General features: G+C 59.8%; 16 protein-coding genes. 13 read left to right on the top strand and 3 right to left on the bottom strand.

What is annotated here, in order from left to right:
- Nucleotides 1-66: 66 nt before the first annotated feature.
- Nucleotides 67-510, bottom strand: a complete 444-nt coding sequence (locus AC4QBL_RS08795; RefSeq protein ID WP_304838702.1) for a universal stress protein — start codon at nt 508-510, stop codon at nt 67-69.
- Nucleotides 511-589: 79 nt separating this feature from the next.
- Here AC4QBL_RS08795 and AC4QBL_RS08790 point away from each other — a divergent pair, with 79 nt between their 5' ends.
- The 9 genes from AC4QBL_RS08790 to AC4QBL_RS08750 all read left to right on the top strand — a co-directional run bounded on the left by AC4QBL_RS08790 (nt 590) and on the right by AC4QBL_RS08750 (nt 8,831).
- On the top strand, nt 590-3,034 hold the full coding sequence (locus AC4QBL_RS08790) for a heavy metal translocating P-type ATPase (protein WP_472907288.1): 2,445 nt from the start codon (nt 590-592) through the stop codon (nt 3,032-3,034).
- A gap of 62 nt (nt 3,035-3,096) precedes the next feature.
- Entirely contained in the window at nt 3,097-3,234 is a 138-nt protein-coding gene (gene ccoS / locus AC4QBL_RS08785; protein ID WP_304838706.1) for a cbb3-type cytochrome oxidase assembly protein CcoS, read from the top strand.
- A 68-nt stretch (nt 3,235-3,302) separates the two neighbouring features.
- Nucleotides 3,303-4,748 carry a cytochrome-c oxidase, cbb3-type subunit I gene (gene ccoN, locus AC4QBL_RS08780; RefSeq protein WP_304838709.1) on the top strand — a complete coding sequence of 482 codons (1,446 nt, stop codon included), beginning with the start codon at nt 3,303-3,305 and terminating at the stop codon, nt 4,746-4,748.
- Nucleotides 4,749-4,759: 11 nt separating this feature from the next.
- The gene (ccoO, locus tag AC4QBL_RS08775; RefSeq protein WP_304838712.1) at nt 4,760-5,485 is read left to right on the top strand and encodes a cytochrome-c oxidase, cbb3-type subunit II; all 726 of its coding nucleotides are present in this window, start codon (nt 4,760-4,762) and stop codon (nt 5,483-5,485) included.
- 14 nt (nt 5,486-5,499) lie between these two features.
- Nucleotides 5,500-5,637 carry a cbb3-type cytochrome oxidase subunit 3 gene (locus AC4QBL_RS08770; RefSeq protein WP_304838713.1) on the top strand — a complete coding sequence of 46 codons (138 nt, stop codon included), beginning with the start codon at nt 5,500-5,502 and terminating at the stop codon, nt 5,635-5,637.
- Between the two features lie 26 nt (nt 5,638-5,663).
- Nucleotides 5,664-6,572 carry a cytochrome-c oxidase, cbb3-type subunit III gene (gene ccoP, locus AC4QBL_RS08765; protein ID WP_304838716.1) on the top strand — a complete coding sequence of 303 codons (909 nt, stop codon included), beginning with the start codon at nt 5,664-5,666 and terminating at the stop codon, nt 6,570-6,572.
- 170 nt (nt 6,573-6,742) lie between these two features.
- Nucleotides 6,743-8,116 (top strand): cytochrome c oxidase accessory protein CcoG, encoded by a 1,374-nt coding sequence (gene ccoG / locus AC4QBL_RS08760; RefSeq protein WP_472907318.1) that lies wholly within the window; start codon nt 6,743-6,745, stop codon nt 8,114-8,116.
- A 43-nt stretch (nt 8,117-8,159) separates the two neighbouring features.
- Complete coding sequence (locus AC4QBL_RS08755; RefSeq protein ID WP_472901473.1) at nt 8,160-8,456, top strand: hypothetical protein; 297 nt, start codon at nt 8,160-8,162, stop codon at nt 8,454-8,456.
- Between the two features lie 81 nt (nt 8,457-8,537).
- Nucleotides 8,538-8,831 carry a hypothetical protein gene (locus AC4QBL_RS08750; RefSeq protein WP_472907287.1) on the top strand — a complete coding sequence of 98 codons (294 nt, stop codon included), beginning with the start codon at nt 8,538-8,540 and terminating at the stop codon, nt 8,829-8,831.
- Nucleotides 8,832-8,941: 110 nt separating this feature from the next.
- On the opposite strand, the gene fnr is transcribed toward AC4QBL_RS08750, so the two are convergent.
- Nucleotides 8,942-9,661, bottom strand: a complete 720-nt coding sequence (fnr, locus tag AC4QBL_RS08745; RefSeq protein WP_472901475.1) for a fumarate/nitrate reduction transcriptional regulator Fnr — start codon at nt 9,659-9,661, stop codon at nt 8,942-8,944.
- A gap of 182 nt (nt 9,662-9,843) precedes the next feature.
- Between fnr and hemN the strand changes: the two genes are divergently transcribed.
- Nucleotides 9,844-11,223: an oxygen-independent coproporphyrinogen III oxidase gene (hemN, locus tag AC4QBL_RS08740; RefSeq protein ID WP_472907286.1), complete on the top strand. Its 1,380-nt coding sequence runs from the start codon at nt 9,844-9,846 to the stop codon at nt 11,221-11,223.
- A gap of 74 nt (nt 11,224-11,297) precedes the next feature.
- Entirely contained in the window at nt 11,298-11,957 is a 660-nt protein-coding gene (locus AC4QBL_RS08735; protein WP_472907285.1) for a sulfite exporter TauE/SafE family protein, read from the top strand.
- A gap of 21 nt (nt 11,958-11,978) precedes the next feature.
- Here the strand turns inward: AC4QBL_RS08735 and AC4QBL_RS08730 are convergent, their stop codons facing one another.
- On the bottom strand, nt 11,979-12,905 hold the full coding sequence (locus AC4QBL_RS08730; RefSeq protein WP_472907284.1) for a DMT family transporter: 927 nt from the start codon (nt 12,903-12,905) through the stop codon (nt 11,979-11,981).
- 383 nt (nt 12,906-13,288) lie between these two features.
- Here AC4QBL_RS08730 and aceA point away from each other — a divergent pair, with 383 nt between their 5' ends.
- Both aceA and thrS read left to right on the top strand, forming a co-directional pair.
- Nucleotides 13,289-14,608, top strand: a complete 1,320-nt coding sequence (gene aceA, locus AC4QBL_RS08725; RefSeq protein ID WP_472901479.1) for an isocitrate lyase — start codon at nt 13,289-13,291, stop codon at nt 14,606-14,608.
- Nucleotides 14,609-14,855: 247 nt separating this feature from the next.
- A complete protein-coding gene (gene thrS, locus AC4QBL_RS08720) occupies nt 14,856-16,763 on the top strand; it encodes a threonine--tRNA ligase (RefSeq protein ID WP_472907283.1) in 1,908 nt (635 codons plus the stop codon).
- The last annotated feature ends 146 nt before the right edge of the window (nt 16,764-16,909 follow it).

The following is a 16,909-nucleotide window of genomic DNA, read 5'->3' as shown; positions in this document are numbered from 1 at the left end:
CGGAACCTCCGCCGGGCCACACGCATCGCCCCCTGGAGGGGGTGACGCCGCAGGCGGCGCGGGGGGTTACCTTAAAACAAGCACCGGCGTGTGCGAATGCGTCAGCACCTGCTGTGTTTCGCTGCCCAGCAACAGGCGCTTGAGGCCACGGCGACCGTGCGAAGCCATCACGATCAGGTCGCACTTGTTGCGCTTGGCCGCTGCAATGATCGCCTCGGCAATCAGGTCCGACTTCACCGTGATGGGCTTGACCTTCACTTCGCGCAGCTGACCGGCCGACTTCACCGCCGTCACGGCAGCCATGGCCTCGTCTTGCCATTGTTTTTCAATGCGGGCCACCTCGGCCGCCGCCAGGGCCACGCCGCCTTCAAAGTAGGTTTGCGGGTAACGCGGCACCACTTTCAGCGCTACCACTTCTGCACCCGTCAGGTCGGCCAGGTTGATGGCGTGCTCCACCGCTTGTTGCGAGAGTTTGGAGCCGTCGGTGGCCACCAGAATACGTTTGTACATGCGGTATCTCCTCAATAGTGTGTAGGGAAGCCATAGACTAGCAAACACGCTCCTATTCCGGTTGACTTAAATCAAGCACATGGAACCTGACTTCCCTTACGCTCGCCGCATGAACGAGGCCACTACCGTGCCCCCGGTAGGGCTGCCACTTGCCGACCCGCGCCTGGGTGGCGCACCCTCTGCGCAGGCCAACGCGCCGCTGTCGGCGCCTGCCAGCTGGCTCGGCGAGCACCGCGGACCCTTGGACGTCACCGACAACTTCGCGGTGCTCGACGACCCGATCGAGCAGCGCGAGTTCACCGAATTCAACGACGTTGACGGGCATACCGAAGCCGAATCGGTGCTGATGGTGCAGGGCATGTATTGCGCCGCCTGCGCGGACACCGTGGAAAGCGCGTTGCAGCATTTGCCGGGCGTGGAGCGCGCCCATGTGCACGCAGCCACCCGGCGGCTCACGCTGCGCTGGGACCCGGCAAAAACCACCATGTCCAGCCTGGCGCGAGCCGTGGGCGACACCGGTTACCGCTTGCTGCCCATGCAGCAGGCGCTGTCCATCAGCGAGCGGCTGCGCGAAACCCGCCAGGCCCTCTGGCGCCTGTTCGTCGCGGGCTTTTGCGCCATGCAGGTCATGATGTACGCATGGCCAGCCTACGTGACCGAGCCGGGCGAAATCCCCGCCGACATCGACCAGCTGCTGCGCTGGGCCAGCTGGGTGCTCAGCCTGCCGGTGGTGTTTTTTGCCAGTGGCCCATTTTTCAGCAGTGCGTGGCGCGACCTGAAACACGGCCGGGTGGGCATGGACACGCCGGTCTCCATCGGTATCTTGGTCACCTTTCTGGCCAGTTCGGGCGCCACCTTTGATCCCTCGGGCCCTTGGGGTTATGAGGTCTGGTACGACTCGCTCACCATGTTTGTGTTTTTCCTGCTGGGCGGGCGCTACCTGGAGCTGAAAGCACGTGACCGCACCGCCGGCGCACTCGACAGCCTGATGAACCGCCTGCCTGAGGTGTGCGACCTGCAGAAACCCGATGGCAGCTTTGAAGCGGTGTCTATTCGCCGGCTGGCGCTGGGCGACGTGGTGCGCGTGCAGGCCGGTCAGGCGTTTCCAGGCGACGGCGCGGTGCTCAGCGAAAGCGCCACCGTGGACGAAGCGCTGCTGACCGGTGAGTCGCGTCCTGTCACGCGGCACCAAGGGCAGGGTGTGGTTGCCGGCAGTTACAACCTGGGTGGCCCGGTGCTGATGCGGGTGGACAAACTCGGGCGCGACACGCGCTTTGCCCAGATCGTGTCGCTGATGGAAAAAGCTTCCACCGAAAAGCCCCGCTTGGCCATTTTGGCCGACCGCATTGCCGCCCCTTTTCTGGTGGCTGTGCTGGTGGCGGCAGCGTTTGCTGGCTGGTACTGGTGGCAGATCGATCACTCCAAGGCGCTGGCCGTGGCGGTGGCGGTGTTGATCGTGACCTGCCCATGCGCCCTGTCGCTGGCCACGCCGGCGGCCATGCTCACGTCGGCCGGTGCTTTGGCCCGGCGTGGCATTCTGGTGCGCCGTTTGCAGGCTTTTGAGTCACTCGCTGAGATCAACGCGGTGGTGTTCGACAAAACCGGTACCTTGACGCACGACCGCCTGGTGTTGGCCCATGTGCGCACCCGTGCCGGCGTCAGCCACGATGAGGCGCTGTTGCTTGGCGGCGCCATGGCAGCCGGTTCTTTGCACCCCGTGTCGCGAGCTATCGCGTTGGCGGCGGGCAGCCTTGATAGACCTCAGACCACCGGTTTGACCGACCTCGCCGAGGTGGCCGGCCAGGGTATGCAAGCGTTGCGCGCCGATGGCACACGTGTGCGTTTGGGTTCATCGGCGTTTTGTGGTGTTGACGACGTCGGCTCCCCCGATGCGAGCGAGTCCCCCCGCGTACACCTATCAGACGAGCAAGGTTGGCTCGCCTCCTTTGAATTGCAAGAAGGCTTGCGAGACGACGCCCAAGCCGCCGTGAGTGCGTTGCGGGCCATGGGGGTGCGTACCTGGCTGCTGTCGGGTGACCGCGAAGCCGCCGCCCAGCAAGTGGGGCAGGCCGTGGGCGTCGATCATGTGATCTCAGGCGCTTCACCCGAGCAAAAGCTGGCCGAGGTGACCGCTCTGCAAGCACAGGGCATCAAGCTGGCCATGGTGGGTGACGGTTTGAACGACGGTCCGGTGCTGGCCCGGGCCAACACCTCGTTCGCGCTCGGCCATGCCGCGCCCCTGGCGCAAGCGCAATCCGATTACGTGATTCAGGGTGGGGAGGTCATGGATGTGGTCCGGACGCTTCAGCAGGCGCGTTGCACTTTGCGCATCGTGCGGCAAAACCTCATGTGGGCCGCGACTTACAACCTCGTCTGCGTGCCTCTGGCCTTGTTTGGTTTCATGCCGCCCTGGCTCGCAGGTCTGGGCATGGCTGGCAGTTCGTTGCTGGTCATCGGCAATGCCTTGCGCCTGGCATCTAAAGTCCCATCGGGGTCCTCTGATACTGTCTCGGGTAAACCCTGAAGGCGTACCATGCAGCGGTCAGCCAACCGGTGTTTGAAGTTTGAATTTTCTGGGTGTGCGCCATGGATGTTTTGTATTTGTTGATCCCGATCTCCGTCCTGCTGGTCTTCGCCATCATCGGCGTGTTCTGGTGGGCGCTTCAAAAGGGGCAGTTTGACAACATCGAGCGGGAGGGCGATCGCATTCTCAGAGGCGATTGATATAAGTCAAGGCAGAAGAGGGGGTCCGTGAGGACACTCCACATAGTGACATTTACGAGGAGTTCTGTATGTCCGTAATAACAAAGGCCAGCCAGTCGGCGGTCTACGACGACGGTGTTGTCCGTGGTTTTGCCATCATGTCCGTGATCTATGGTGTGGTGGGTATGTTGGTGGGTGTGATCATTGCAGCCCAGTTAACCTGGCCCGAGCTCAATATGGGTATTGAGTGGCTGAGCTATGGTCGCTTGCGTCCATTGCACACCAATGCCGTGATTTTTGCGTTTGGTGGTTGCGTCCTGTTTGCGAGCAGCTACTACGTGGTGCAGCGAACCTGCCACACCAAGCTCTTTCTCAACAAGCTGGCCTGGTTCACGTTTTGGGGTTGGAACCTGGTCATCGTCGCCGCCGTCGTCACCCTGCCCATGGGTTTGACCCAGGGCAAGGAATACGCCGAACTGATCTGGCCGATCGACCTGTTGATCGCTGTCGTCTGGGTCTCTTACGCGGTCGTCTTCTTTGGCACGGTGGGTATCCGCAAGGTTCGTCACATTTACGTGGCGAACTGGTTTTTTGGTGCCTACATCATTGCGGTGGCGTTGCTGCACATCTTCAACAACATTCAGATCCCCACCAGCGCGACGCACTCCTACTCGGTCTATGCCGGTGTCCAGGACGCCATGATGCAGTGGTGGTACGGCCACAACGCCGTGGGCTTTTTCCTGACCGCGGCCTTCCTGGGCATGATGTACTACTTCATCCCCAAGCAGGCCGAGCGTCCGGTGTATTCCTACCGCTTGTCCATCGTCCACTTCTGGGCGCTGATCTTTACCTACATGTGGGCCGGCCCACACCACCTGCACTACACCGCGCTGCCTGACTGGACGCAATCGGTTGGCATGGTCTTCTCCCTGATTCTGCTGGCGCCCAGCTGGGGCGGCATGATCAACGGCATCATGACCCTGTCGGGTGCCTGGCACAAGCTGCGAGACGACCCTATCCTGCGCTTCCTGATCGTGTCCCTGTCGTTCTACGGCATGTCCACTTTCGAAGGTCCGATGATGTCGATCAAGACCGTCAACGCGCTGAGCCACTACACCGACTGGACCGTCGGCCACGTGCACTCAGGCGCCTTGGGTTGGGTGGGTCTGGTGTCCATGGGTTCGCTTTACTACCTGATTCCCCGTCTGTGGGGTCAGAAAAAGATGTACTCGGTGCCAGCCATTGAGTTGCACTTCTGGGTGGCCACCATCGGTATCGTGCTGTACATCGCCGCCATGTGGATCGCCGGTGTGATGCAGGGCCTGATGTGGCGCTCGGTCAACCCGGACGGCAGCCTGACCTACACCTTCGTCGAGTCGGTGAAAGCCACCTTCCCGTTCTATGTGATCCGGCTGGTGGGTGGTCTGCTGTACTTCGGCGGCATGGTCGTCATGCTGTGGAACGTCGTCATGACCGTGCGTCAGGGGCGCGTTGTGCCAGTCCCAGTGATGGCTGTTAACCCTGCACACGCCTGAGGAGAAACAACATGGCAAGTAACGAAAAACTCACGGGTCACGCTCGGATCGAGACCAACAATTTCCTCATGATCGTGTTGATCACGCTTGTGGTGGCGGTGGGCGGTCTGGTGGAAATTGTTCCTCTGTTCTTCCAGAAGTCCACCACCCAGCCGATTGAGGGTCTCAAGCCCTACAGCGCGCTGCAATTGGCTGGTCGGGATGTGTATGTCGCCGAGGGTTGCTACAACTGCCACTCGCAGATGATTCGCCCCTTCCAGGCTGAAACCCTGCGCTATGGTCCTTATTCTGTGGCTGGCGAATTCGTTTACGACCGTCCCTTCCAGTGGGGCTCCAAGCGCACCGGCCCTGACCTGCACCGTGTGGGTGGCCGTTACAGCGATGAATGGCACCGCATCCACCTGATCAATCCGCGCGATCTGGTGCCTGAGTCCAACATGCCGGCCTACCCTTGGCTGGCTGAAAAAATGGTCAATGAGACCCAACTGCCCAAGCGCATGGAAGTGTTGCGCACTCTGGGCGCGCCTTACACCGATGAAGAAATCGCCGCTTCGGTGGCTGATGTGAAAGGCAAGACAGAAATGGATGCGGTGATTGCCTACTTGCAGGTGCTCGGTACCGCTCGCAGTGAAATCCGTGCAGCACCAGCACCTGCGGCAGCAGCGCCAGCCGACGTTGCATCACCTGTGTCAGCGGCCGCAATCAAGCCTGTTGAGGCAACAGGCTCTACCCAATAAGTCAGAGGCTCGCCATGGACATCAACGATCTGCGTAGCGCCTTCACCCTGGTCAGTTTTCTGATCTTCATGGGCATCTTGGTCTGGGCCTGGTCCAAACGCAACAAGGCCAACTTTGATGAGGCAGCCCGGCTACCCTTCAACGAAGACTAAACCGCGGCACCAACAAGAGAAATATCATGAGCGACTTTACAAGTGATTTCTGGCACTATTACGTGGCCGGGCTGACGCTGGTCAGCATCATCGCCTGTCTGATCCTGCTGTGGATCAGCGGCACGACCAAAGCGGCGACACATGCCGACAACACCACCGGTCACGTTTGGGACGGTGACTTGGCAGAGATGAACAACCCCTTGCCACGCTGGTGGGTGTATCTCTTCATCATCACCGTGGTGTTTGCGCTGGCATATGGCGTGCTTTACCCCACGTTTGGGAAGTTCCAGGGGGTGCTGGGATGGTCGTCACAAGGACAGCACGCCGCTGAGGTGAAGAAGGTTCAGGAAGCCATTGCACCCATCTACGCCAGGTTCAATGAAATGAAGCCCGAGCAACTGGCTGGTGACGCACAGGCGATGGCTGTGGGTGAGCGCCTGTTCATGAACTACTGTGCCCAGTGCCACGGCTCCGATGCCCGTGGCGCCAGGAGCTTCCCCAACCTCACCGACGGCGATTGGCTGTGGGGTGGCGACCCAGAAGCGATCAAGGTCTCAATTGCCCAAGGCCGCAACGGTGTGATGCCGCCCTTGGGCGCTGCTGTGGGCTCTCCTGAAGACGTCCGCAATCTGGCTCACTATGTGCTCAGCCTGTCGGGCAGTCCGCACGACAGCGTGCGCGCCTCCCAGGGCAGGAGCAATTTTGGTTCGTGCGCCGCTTGCCACGGCATGGACGCCAAGGGCAACACCGCCCTGGGTGCACCCAACCTGACCGACGGTGTATGGCTGCACGGCTGGGGCGAAGAAGCCATCATTCGCGCCGTCAACAACGGTATCAATAACCAGATGCCCGGACAGTCGGTGTTGCTCAACGAGGCCCAGATCCACGTCCTCAGCGGCTACGTCTGGGGCATGTCCAACAAGCCGGCCAATTAAGCACTCTGTGCCCCTGAGACCGCGGCGGTTGTGATGACCGCCGCCCTTACTTTTTTGCCTTCCTTTCCGGGTTCCTCGTGAGTTCCGACACACCAGACAGCAACGCCAGCAAGCCCATCATTCCCATCGTTGCTGTGTCCCCTCGGGGCGCTAAAGACGACGATGAGGAGATGGTTTCTTTGTATGCCGCGAGGCAAAAGATCTACCCGCGCTCTGTATCGGGGATGTTCTCAAACTGGCGCTGGATCACGGTCTGGATCACACAAATTGTGTTTTACGGCTTGCCCTGGCTGGAGTGGAACGCTCGTCAAGCGGTTCTTTTTGACCTGGAAGCCCGTCGCTTCTACATCTTCAGCTTGGTGCTGTACCCGCAGGACTTCATTTACCTGACCGGGCTGTTGGTCATTTCTGCGCTGGCCCTGTTCTTGTTCACGGCCGTGGCGGGTCGCCTCTGGTGTGGTTACGCGTGTCCACAAACGGTCTACACCGAAATTTTTCTCTGGATCGAAAAAAAGGTCGAGGGCGATCGCTCGGCCCGTATGCGCTTGGATCAGGCTGATTTTTCCGCGCAAAAGCTGGGCAAAAAGTGGCTTAAGCACGCCTTGTGGATTGCTTTTGCGCTCTGGACAGGCTTCACCTTCGTAGGCTATTTCACGCCCATCCGCGATCTGGCTGCCTTGTCGCTGGCCGCGTCTTTGGGCCCTTGGCAAACCTTCTGGGTATTTTTCTACGGCTTTGCCACCTACGGCAACGCAGGGTTCATGCGCGAGCAGGTCTGCAAGTACATGTGCCCCTACGCGCGTTTCCAGAGCGCGATGTTTGACAAAGACACCATGATCGTCACCTACGACGAAAAGCGTGGTGAGCCCCGCGGTCCGCGATCGAAAAAGGCCGATCCCTTGGCGCTGGGGTTGGGTTCTTGCGTTGACTGCACGCTCTGCGTCCAGGTCTGCCCCACCGGTATCGACATTCGCAAGGGTCTGCAATACGAATGCATCGGCTGCGGTGCCTGTATTGACGTGTGTGACGAGGTCATGGACAAGGTGGGTTATCCGCGCGGCCTGATCAAGTACTCCACCGAGAACGGGGTTGCTCAGGGCTGGACCACGGCTCAAATGATCAAGCGAGCGTTCAGACCCAGGGTGCTGGTTTACACCGGTATCCTGGTGGCCATCACCCTGGCTGTGATGGTCAGCTTGTTCATGCGCAAGCCGCTCAAGGTGGACGTGATCCGCGACCGGGGCGCATTGGCCCGCATGGTGGAGCAAGGACGCATTGAAAACGTCTTCCGGCTGCAAATCATGAACGCCACCGAATCCACACAGCGCTACGTCATCACGGTGTCCGGCCTGCCGGGTGTCACCATTGCTTCGGAAAACGAAGTCGAGGTGTTGCCCACTGAGGTCCGCTCGGCCGTGATTCGGGTTCAGATACCGCCGGATGCTGCAAACCCGGGCTCGCACCCCATCCAGTTCGGCATCCGCTCGGTTGGTGACGAGCCAGTCGAGGTTTCCGAGAAAGCTGCCTTCCTGGTCCCGCGCTGACGACATTCAGCGCCATTTGACATTCCCATTTCGGAGCTACAACATGAGCAACGCGCCCTTGACCCAGCCCCCAAGCCATGAAAATACCCCCTGGTGGAGAATTCCACATGTGGTGTTCGTGCCGGCTCTTCTGTTGTGTGGGGTGATAGCGACCAGCACCATGGTGGTCATTTCGTCGATGGACCAGGATCCGGTGCTTGACAAGGAGGTCTACGAGCGAGAGCGCAGGGCGGCACTGGCACTGGAGGGGCAAGCAAGGATCGATGCGCTGATGGCTGTGCAGCCAGCCAATCAGGGTCGAAACCATGCGGCTTCACCTTTGGTGCCCTCTGAAAAATAATGGCCAGCCTGGCTACCGGTGCAGCTGTACCCGGGTGCTTGTCGCTTTAACAAAAACAGATATGGAAGAGGAGCCGCACCGATGTGGACACAGCGTTTGATGTGGATAGCATGGCCTGCTTTTTTGGTGGCCGCGGTGCTGGAAATGGTGGTGTTTGCTTTTGTCGATCCCAGCGATCTGCATTGGTTTGGCTCTCCTCTGGCCCTGTCGCGGGAAGCGGTTTACACCCTCGCGTTCTTTGTGTTCTGGGGTGCAACCATGGTTTCCAGCGCCTTGACAACTTTGCTCGCCGTGTCGCCATTTGAGGTGAACCGTTGCCCGATACCCGCAGACGAGCGACCAACCGACTGCGCCAAGAACGGTCGCTGCGGCTGAAACGGCTAGCGCCTTCAGCGCCAACAAAAAACCCCGGAGAGGCGTATGCGCCTGTCCGGGGTTTTTTTGTTGGGCATTCGCCCAGGTTTTCGTTGGGTGTCGCGGTGGATTCAGCGGCAAGTTTGCGGATTCACGATCTGCTTGAGCCCTTCGGTGCTCTTGATGTGAACATAGCGCTGTTTCACTTCGATAATGCCGTCGTCAACGAACTTGGAGAAAGTGCGGCTCACCGTTTCGAGCTTCATACCCAGGTAGCTGCCGATCTCTTCGCGGGTCATGCGCAAAATCAGCTCGGACTGTGAGAACCCGCGGGCATGAAGCCGCTGGACCAGATTGAGCAAGAAAGCCGCCAGCCGTTCTTCGGCGCGCATGCTGCCCAGCAGCAGCATCACCGAGTGGTCGCGCACGATCTCGCGGCTCATGATCTTGTGGACGTGGTGTTGCAGGGTGGTGAATTCGCGTGAAAGCTCTTCCACCTGGTCAAAAGGCATCACGCACACCTCGGCATCCTCCAGTGCAATCGCGTCGCACGAGTGGTGGTCGCTGACGATGCCGTCCAGACCGATGATTTCTCCCGTCATCTGAAAGCCGGTCACCTGGTCACGGCCGTCTGCGGTCGTAACGCAGGTTTTAAAAAAACCAGAACGCACGGCAAATAGCGACGTGAACTTGTCGCCCGTGTTGAAGAGCGCGGAGCCGCGCTTGATGCGGCGGCGTGTGGAAATCACCGCGTCGAGCTTGTCTATCTCTTCACTGTTCAGACCCATGGGCAGGCACAACTCCCGCAGGTTGCAGCTTGAGCAGGCGACTTTGATGCTTTGAATGTCCATAATTTTTCCAGGAGTGCGGGGTTAGCTTAACGCATCGGCCCGAGCACTGTCGAGAAAAGGCCGGTTTGGAGTCTGGGGGCAATCCTGGGGACAACCCCCGGTCCGACCGAGGCCTTGATCAAGATCAAAGGCGCTGGCGCGCTCATGCGGCACATTCAGCCCTCAGAACTGGAGAACTGTTTGTGAGTCATGCTATTTCCAACGAGTTGCTCAAGCGATTCGACATTCCTGGGCCTCGTTACACCTCGTACCCGACGGCAGACCGATTCGTCGAAGCTTTCGCGGAGCAAGACTATATACAAGCGCTGGAGCAGCGCCGAGTGGGTTCCATGGCGCTGCCGCTGTCGCTGTATGTGCACATTCCGTTTTGTGAGTCGGTCTGCTACTACTGCGCCTGCAACAAGGTGATCACGAAGCACCACGAACGTGCAGCCGAATACCTGCGCTATCTGTCTCGTGAGGTGGAGCTGCAGGTGCAGCACTTCGGGCAAGGTCACAGCGTGTCGCAGCTGCACCTGGGCGGCGGTACCCCCACTTTTCTGTCCGATGCCGAGCTGGAAGACCTGATGTCGATGATCCGGCGCAATTTCACGCTGGTGCCGGGTGGTGAGTATTCGATTGAAGTGGACCCTCGCACGGTGACCGACCAGCGGCTGCAGACGTTGGCCAGACTGGGCTTCAACCGCTTGAGCTTTGGTGTGCAGGATTTCGATCCGGCGGTGCAAAAAGCGGTGCACCGGGTACAACCCGCTGAACAGGTTTTTGCCTTGGTAGAAACCGCCCGCAAGATCGGGTTTGAGTCGGTCAATGTGGACCTCATCTACGGTTTGCCCCTGCAAACCCCGGAATCTTTTGCGCGCACCTTGGCCCAGGTCAACGAGTTGCGTCCGGACCGCATTGCGCTGTATGCCTACGCCCATCTGCCTTCGCGGTTCAAGCCACAGCGCCGCATCATCTCTGCCGAACTGCCCAGCGGCGGCGACAAGCTGGCCATGCTGTCGGCCTCGCTGGACGCGTTCATGGACGCGGGGTATGTGTATGTGGGCATGGACCACTTTGCTTTGCCCACCGATGCGCTGGCCGTGGCCAAGCGCCAAGGCCGTCTGCACCGCAACTTTCAGGGCTACAGCACCCAGCCCGATTGCGATTTGATCGCTCTGGGCGTTTCGGCCATCGGACGCATTGGCGCCACCTACAGCCAGAACGCCAAAACGCTGGACGAGTACTACGACGCGCTGGACCAGGGGCGTCTGCCTATCGTGCGCGGCCTGGCTTTGACGCGGGATGACCTGTTGCGACGCTCCGTCATCATGTCGCTCATGTGCCAAGGCCAGTTGCAATACGAATCCATCGAGCTCGGCCACCTGATCGATTTCAAGTCCTACTTCGCGCGTGAGCTGGAAGTGCTGTCCGGCTTTGTAGAGAGCGGGTTGGTCACCATGGATGACACGGGCGTCGAGGTCACGGCTACAGGTTGGTTTCTCGTGCGTGCCATCGCTATGGTGTTTGACAAGAACCTGCAGGTTGACCTGGACCGGGCGCGTTTTTCGAAAATCATCTGAGCGTTCAGCGGGATACCGCGGGCGCAGGCGTTGCCCGTGCCCGGCCTGCGCTACAGTGACTTATGCAGACTTCAATGGCGATCACGGCCCTGTTCATGGGCCTCGCGGGCGGGCCCCACTGCGTGGCTATGTGCGGCGCGGCTTGCGCGGGCATCAGCCGTGCGGCGGGTGAGCGCAGCACCCGCGCGCTGTGGACCTTCCAGTTCAGCCGCATGCTGGGCTACGCACTCTTCGGCGCCTTTGCCGCCGGCTCGGTGCAAGGCCTGGCCTGGTTGGGCACCAACACCGCGGTGCTGCGCCCTGTGTGGACAATGTTCCATGTGGCCGCTCTTTTGCTCGGTGCCGTGCTGATCTGGCAGGCCCGCCAGCCCGCCTGGATTGAAAACCTCGGTCAATCGATTTGGCGAAAGGCCCGTCCTGTGATGGCCTCACTGGGACAGCGCGCACCTGTGGTGTTGGGTGCTGCATGGGCACTCATGCCTTGTGGCTTGCTGTATTCGGCCTTGTTGGTGGCGTCCCTGTCGGCCAATGCAGCAGAGGGCGCTGCCATCATGGCGCTGTTCTCCATCGGCACATCCATATCGCTTACCGCAGGTCCTTGGCTGCTGTTGCGGTTGCGCGGTGGCCGCTCAGGTGCGTGGGGCATTCGCCTTGCCGGTCTGGCACTGGCAGCCACGTCGGGCTGGGCCCTGTGGATGGGCATCACCAACCCCACCGGGCTCTGGTGTGCCTGATCTTTGTCGCTGAATGGGGCCTCAGCCGGCACGGGCACGCCGGCCGGGCAGGGTGGCCAGCACCAGGCCCAGCAGCGCAATGCCAAACGCCACCACTTGCAAGCCTGTGAGCCGTTCGCCCATGAACAGCACGCCAATGGCGGCAGCGCTCACCGGCAGCATCACCGTGAACACGCCGGCTTGTGATGCGGGCACTGTCTTCAGGCCGGTCATCCAAAGCCACACGGTCCACATGCTGGCGGCCAAACCGTAAAAAACCAGCAGGCCCCAAACGGGTGCCTGGACCGCACCAAAGTCAAACTGCCATGCAGCCCACACCCCAAACGGCGTGACAAGGGCAAAGCCCCATAGGTTGATGATGGCCGAAATGCGCTTGGGACTCAGACCATCGGTCAAGCGCTTGCCAATGACCACGTAGGCGGCCTCACAAACCACCGCTGCAAACACCAGCAGATTGCCTAGCAGGCTGCGGCTGATGCCGAAGGGGCCACTCGTATCAGCCAGCACCGGCATGGCCGGGTCTGCTTTCTGCAAGGAAAACAGCCCGATGCCGATGGCCGCACAAGCAATGCCAGCCGCACTGCGCCAGCCGATGCGCTCGCGCAGAAACAACCAGCTGAGCACAGCCACCACGGCAGGTATGGACGACATGACCACGCCCGCGGCCACAGCGGTGGTCATGCTTACCCCAAACAGCATGCAGATCGAAAACAGGAAGTTGCCCAGGAACGACTCCAGAAACAACAGGCGGCGTGTGTGGCTTGATATGGGGGCCTCGTCGGCGGGCTTGCGCATCCACCGCCACATGGCCAGACCACCAATGCCAAAGCGCATCCAGGCCAGCAAAAACACGGGAAACACCAACACCAGTGGCTTGGATAGCGCCACATAACTTCCCACCAATGCCATGCTCAGGCCCAGGCTGGCGTACGCCCACCATCGGTTCATGGCGCACCTTTTCGAATGGATTGGATTTGCATGGCTGCGGATCATGCCTGATTCATCCAAAGCACCGAAGTTGTGCGTTGGCGTGGTTCGGACCCAGACATGTAGGGATCACCCCACAGCCGTTTCCCACGATGAGGGCATCGATCTTCATAATGTGGAAAATAAAAATGCTGCAATGCAAGAATATTTCTCATTACGGGAAACAAATTCCCATATTGAGAAATATCATAGGAAGTGCATTGAATTTAAACGATAAAATATTTGTCTTGTATAAGACATAAGAGCTTTTCAAACTCTTCTATAAGACTTAAAGTCTGTTCATCGGCACTGTCCTTGCAAGCCAAGTGGCCGAACCTGTTTTCTCAACCTCACGGAGTAGTTTCATGTCCCAAACACTGACCCGCCAGCAACAGATCGAAGCCCTCGAAAAAGACTGGGCCACCAACCCCCGCTGGAAGGGCGTCAAGCGCGGCTACACCGCCGCCGACGTGGTGCGTCTGCGCGGCAGCATGCAGCCTGAATACACGCTGGCCAAAAACGGCGCTGAAAAGCTGTGGGCCAAGGTCAACGGCGGCGCCAAAAAAGGCTACGTGAACGCATTTGGTGCCATCACCGCCGGTCAGGCCATGCAGCAGGCCAAGGCCGGCTTGGAGGCTGTGTACCTGTCGGGCTGGCAAGTCGCCGCTGATGGCAACACTTCCGAGACCATGTACCCCGACCAGTCGCTGTACGCCTACGATTCGGTGCCCACCATGGTGCGCCGCATCAACAACACCTTTAAGCGCGCTGATGAAATTCAGTGGGGCCGCGGTATCGAGCCAGGTTCGCCCGAGTTTGTGGACTACTTCCTGCCGATCGTGGCCGATGCAGAAGCCGGTTTCGGCGGCGTGCTCAACGCGTTCGAACTGATGAAGAACATGATCGCTTCCGGTGCCGCCGGCGTTCACTTTGAAGACCAGTTGGCCGCCGTGAAGAAGTGCGGTCACATGGGTGGCAAGGTGCTGGTGCCCACGCAAGAAGCTTGCGAAAAGCTGATCGCAGCCCGTTTTGCCGCTGACGTCATGGGTGTCTCCACCATCGTGCTGGCCCGTACCGACGCCGAAGCCGCCAACCTGATCACCAGCGACCACGACGCCAACGACAAGCCCTTCCTGACCGGCGAGCGCACGCAAGAAGGTTTCTACCGCGTCAAGAACGGCCTGGAGCAGTCCATCAGCCGTGGCGTGGCCTACGCCCCCTACGCCGACCTGGTGTGGTGCGAGACCGGTGTGCCTGACATCGGTTTTGCCCGCGAATTTGCCCAGGCTGTGCACGCTTCGTGCCCCGGCAAGCTGCTGTCGTACAACTGCTCGCCTTCCTTCAACTGGAAGAAGAACCTCAACGACAGCCAGATCGCATCCTTCCAGGAAGACCTGGCCGCGCTGGGCTACAAGTACCAGTTCATCACGCTGGCCGGTATCCACATCAACTGGTTCAACACGTTCCAGTTTGCCCACGCCTACGCCCGCGGCGAAGGCATGAAGCACTACACCGAAATGGTGCAGGAGCAGGAATTTGCTGCACGTGACAAGGGTTACACCTTCGTGTCGCACCAGCAAGAAGTGGGCGCAGGCTACTTCGACGACGTGACCACCGTCATCCAGGGCGGTTCTTCCAGCGTGAAAGCCCTCACCGGCTCGACCGAAGAAGAGCAGTTCCACTGATCGGAAGCCTCACAAGCCCCCAGGGGCTGTTGGGACAGAAAGCCCGGGCCACCCCCGGGCTTTTTTGTGGGAAAATTCAGAGCTTCAAAGTACAGCAAGAGCGAGAAAGGCAATCTGGTTATGACACCGCGAACTACAAGGCGTTTCCCTCTGGCCTCCTGAGGTCCGCAGTTCGCGCCTGCCCGATTCCCCTTTTCAACTCCATCCAGCGCGGCTCCATGCCGCGCTTTTTTGTTTCTGGACACCCATGCTTCACATCACGCTTCCCGACGGTTCACAACGCGAGTTTCCTGGTCCGGTCACCGTAGCCGAAGTTGCTGCATCGATCGGCGCCGGCCTGGCCAAAGCTGCGCTGGCCGGCAAAATTGGCGACAAGGTGGTGGACACCAGCTTTCAGATCACGGCGGACAGCCCGCTGGCCATCATCACCGCCAAAGATGCCGACGGCCTGGAGGTGATTCGCCATTCCACCGCCCACCTGCTGGCTTACGCGGTGAAAGAATTGTTTCCCGATGCGCAGGTGACCATTGGTCCGGTGATTGAAAACGGCTTCTTCTACGATTTTTCGTACAAGCGTCCCTTCACGCCTGAAGACCTGGTGGCCATCGAAAAGCGTATGGCGGAGTTGGCGAGCAAAGACGAGCCGGTGGTGCGCCGTGTGCTGCCACGCGACGAAGCCGTGGCGTATTTCAAAGGGCAGGGCGAGCACTACAAAGCAGAAATCATTGCCAGCATTCCCAGCAACGAGGACGTGTCTCTGTACCGCGAGGGCAATTTTGAAGACCTGTGCCGCGGCCCACACGTGCCCAGCACCGGCAAGCTCAAGCACTTCAAGCTGATGAAGGTGGCGGGCGCCTACTGGCGCGGCGATCACCGCAACGAGATGCTGCAACGCATTTACGGCACGGCCTGGGCCAGCAAGGACGACTTGCAGCAACACCTGACCATGATCGAGGAGGCAGAGAAGCGAGACCACCGCAAGCTGGGTCGTGAACTGGATCTGTTCCACATCGACGAACATTCGCCCGGCACGGTGTTTTGGCACCCCAAGGGCTGGACGCTGTGGCAAGAGGTGGAGCAGTACATGCGCCGCGTCTATCGGGACAACGGCTACCAGGAGGTCAAAGGGCCGCAGATTCTGGACAAGGGTCTGTGGGAAAAGACCGGCCACTGGGACAAATACCGCGACAACATGTTCACCACGGAAAGCGAGAAACGCGATTACGCGCTCAAGCCGATGAACTGCCCCGGTCACATCCTGATCTTCAAGCAGGGCATCAAGAGCTACCGCGACTTGCCTTTGCGCTACGGCGAGTTTGGCCAATGCCACCGTAATGAGCCCACGGGTGGTCTGCACGGCATCATGCGGGTGCGTGCCTTCACCCAGGACGATGGCCATATCTTCTGTACCGAAGACATGATCCTGGATGAGTGCGTGGCTTACACCGCGCTGCTGCAAAAGGTGTACACAGACTTCGGTTTCAGCAACATCATTTACAAGGTGGCCACCCGTCCCGAAGCGCGCATTGGCAGTGACGAAAGCTGGGACAAGGCTGAGCACGCCCTGATGGAGAGCCTGCGCGCGTCAGGTTGCGAGTTCGAGATTTCGCCCGGCGACGGCGCTTTTTATGGCCCCAAAATTGAATACACGTTGAAAGACGCGATCGGGCGCCAGTGGCAATGCGGCACCATGCAGGTCGATTTCTCCATGCCCGAGCGGTTGGACGCCGAGTACGTGGGGGAAGACGGCGCACGTCACCGACCTGTCATGTTGCACCGCGCCATCGTGGGCAGCCTGGAGCGTTTCATTGGCATCCTGATCGAGCAGCACGCAGGCGCACTCCCGGTGTGGCTCGCGCCGGTGCAGGTTGCGGTGCTCAATATCACCGACGCCCAGGGCGATTACTGTCGTGAAATCGCCAAATCGCTGCAGAATCAAGGGCTTAGGGTCATAACCGATCTGCGCAACGAGAAAATAACGTATAAAATACGGGAGCACGCGTTGCAAAAGCTCCCTTACATCATTGTCGTGGGCGACAAAGAAAAGGCTGCTGGCGCCGTGGCTGTGCGGGCGCGAGGTAACAAAGACCTCGGTGTTATGCCGCTGGAAGACTTTTCCAGGCTGATTGCGGCAGACGTCTCATCCAAAGTTTGAATTCAAACACCCGGTTGACCCCCGAGGCCGCTGCGCACATCGCTTGTGCATTGGGGCGTCCTTCGGGGCGGTCCACCTGTTTAATCAGCCCACACAAAGGAACGTACCATAGCTACCAATTTTCGTGACCGCCGCCAACGCGAAGA

It is taken from the genome of Hydrogenophaga sp. L99 (assembly GCF_058731905.1).
Note: the sequence above shows the minus strand (reverse complement) of the source record. Positions and strands in the feature narration are given on the sequence as shown.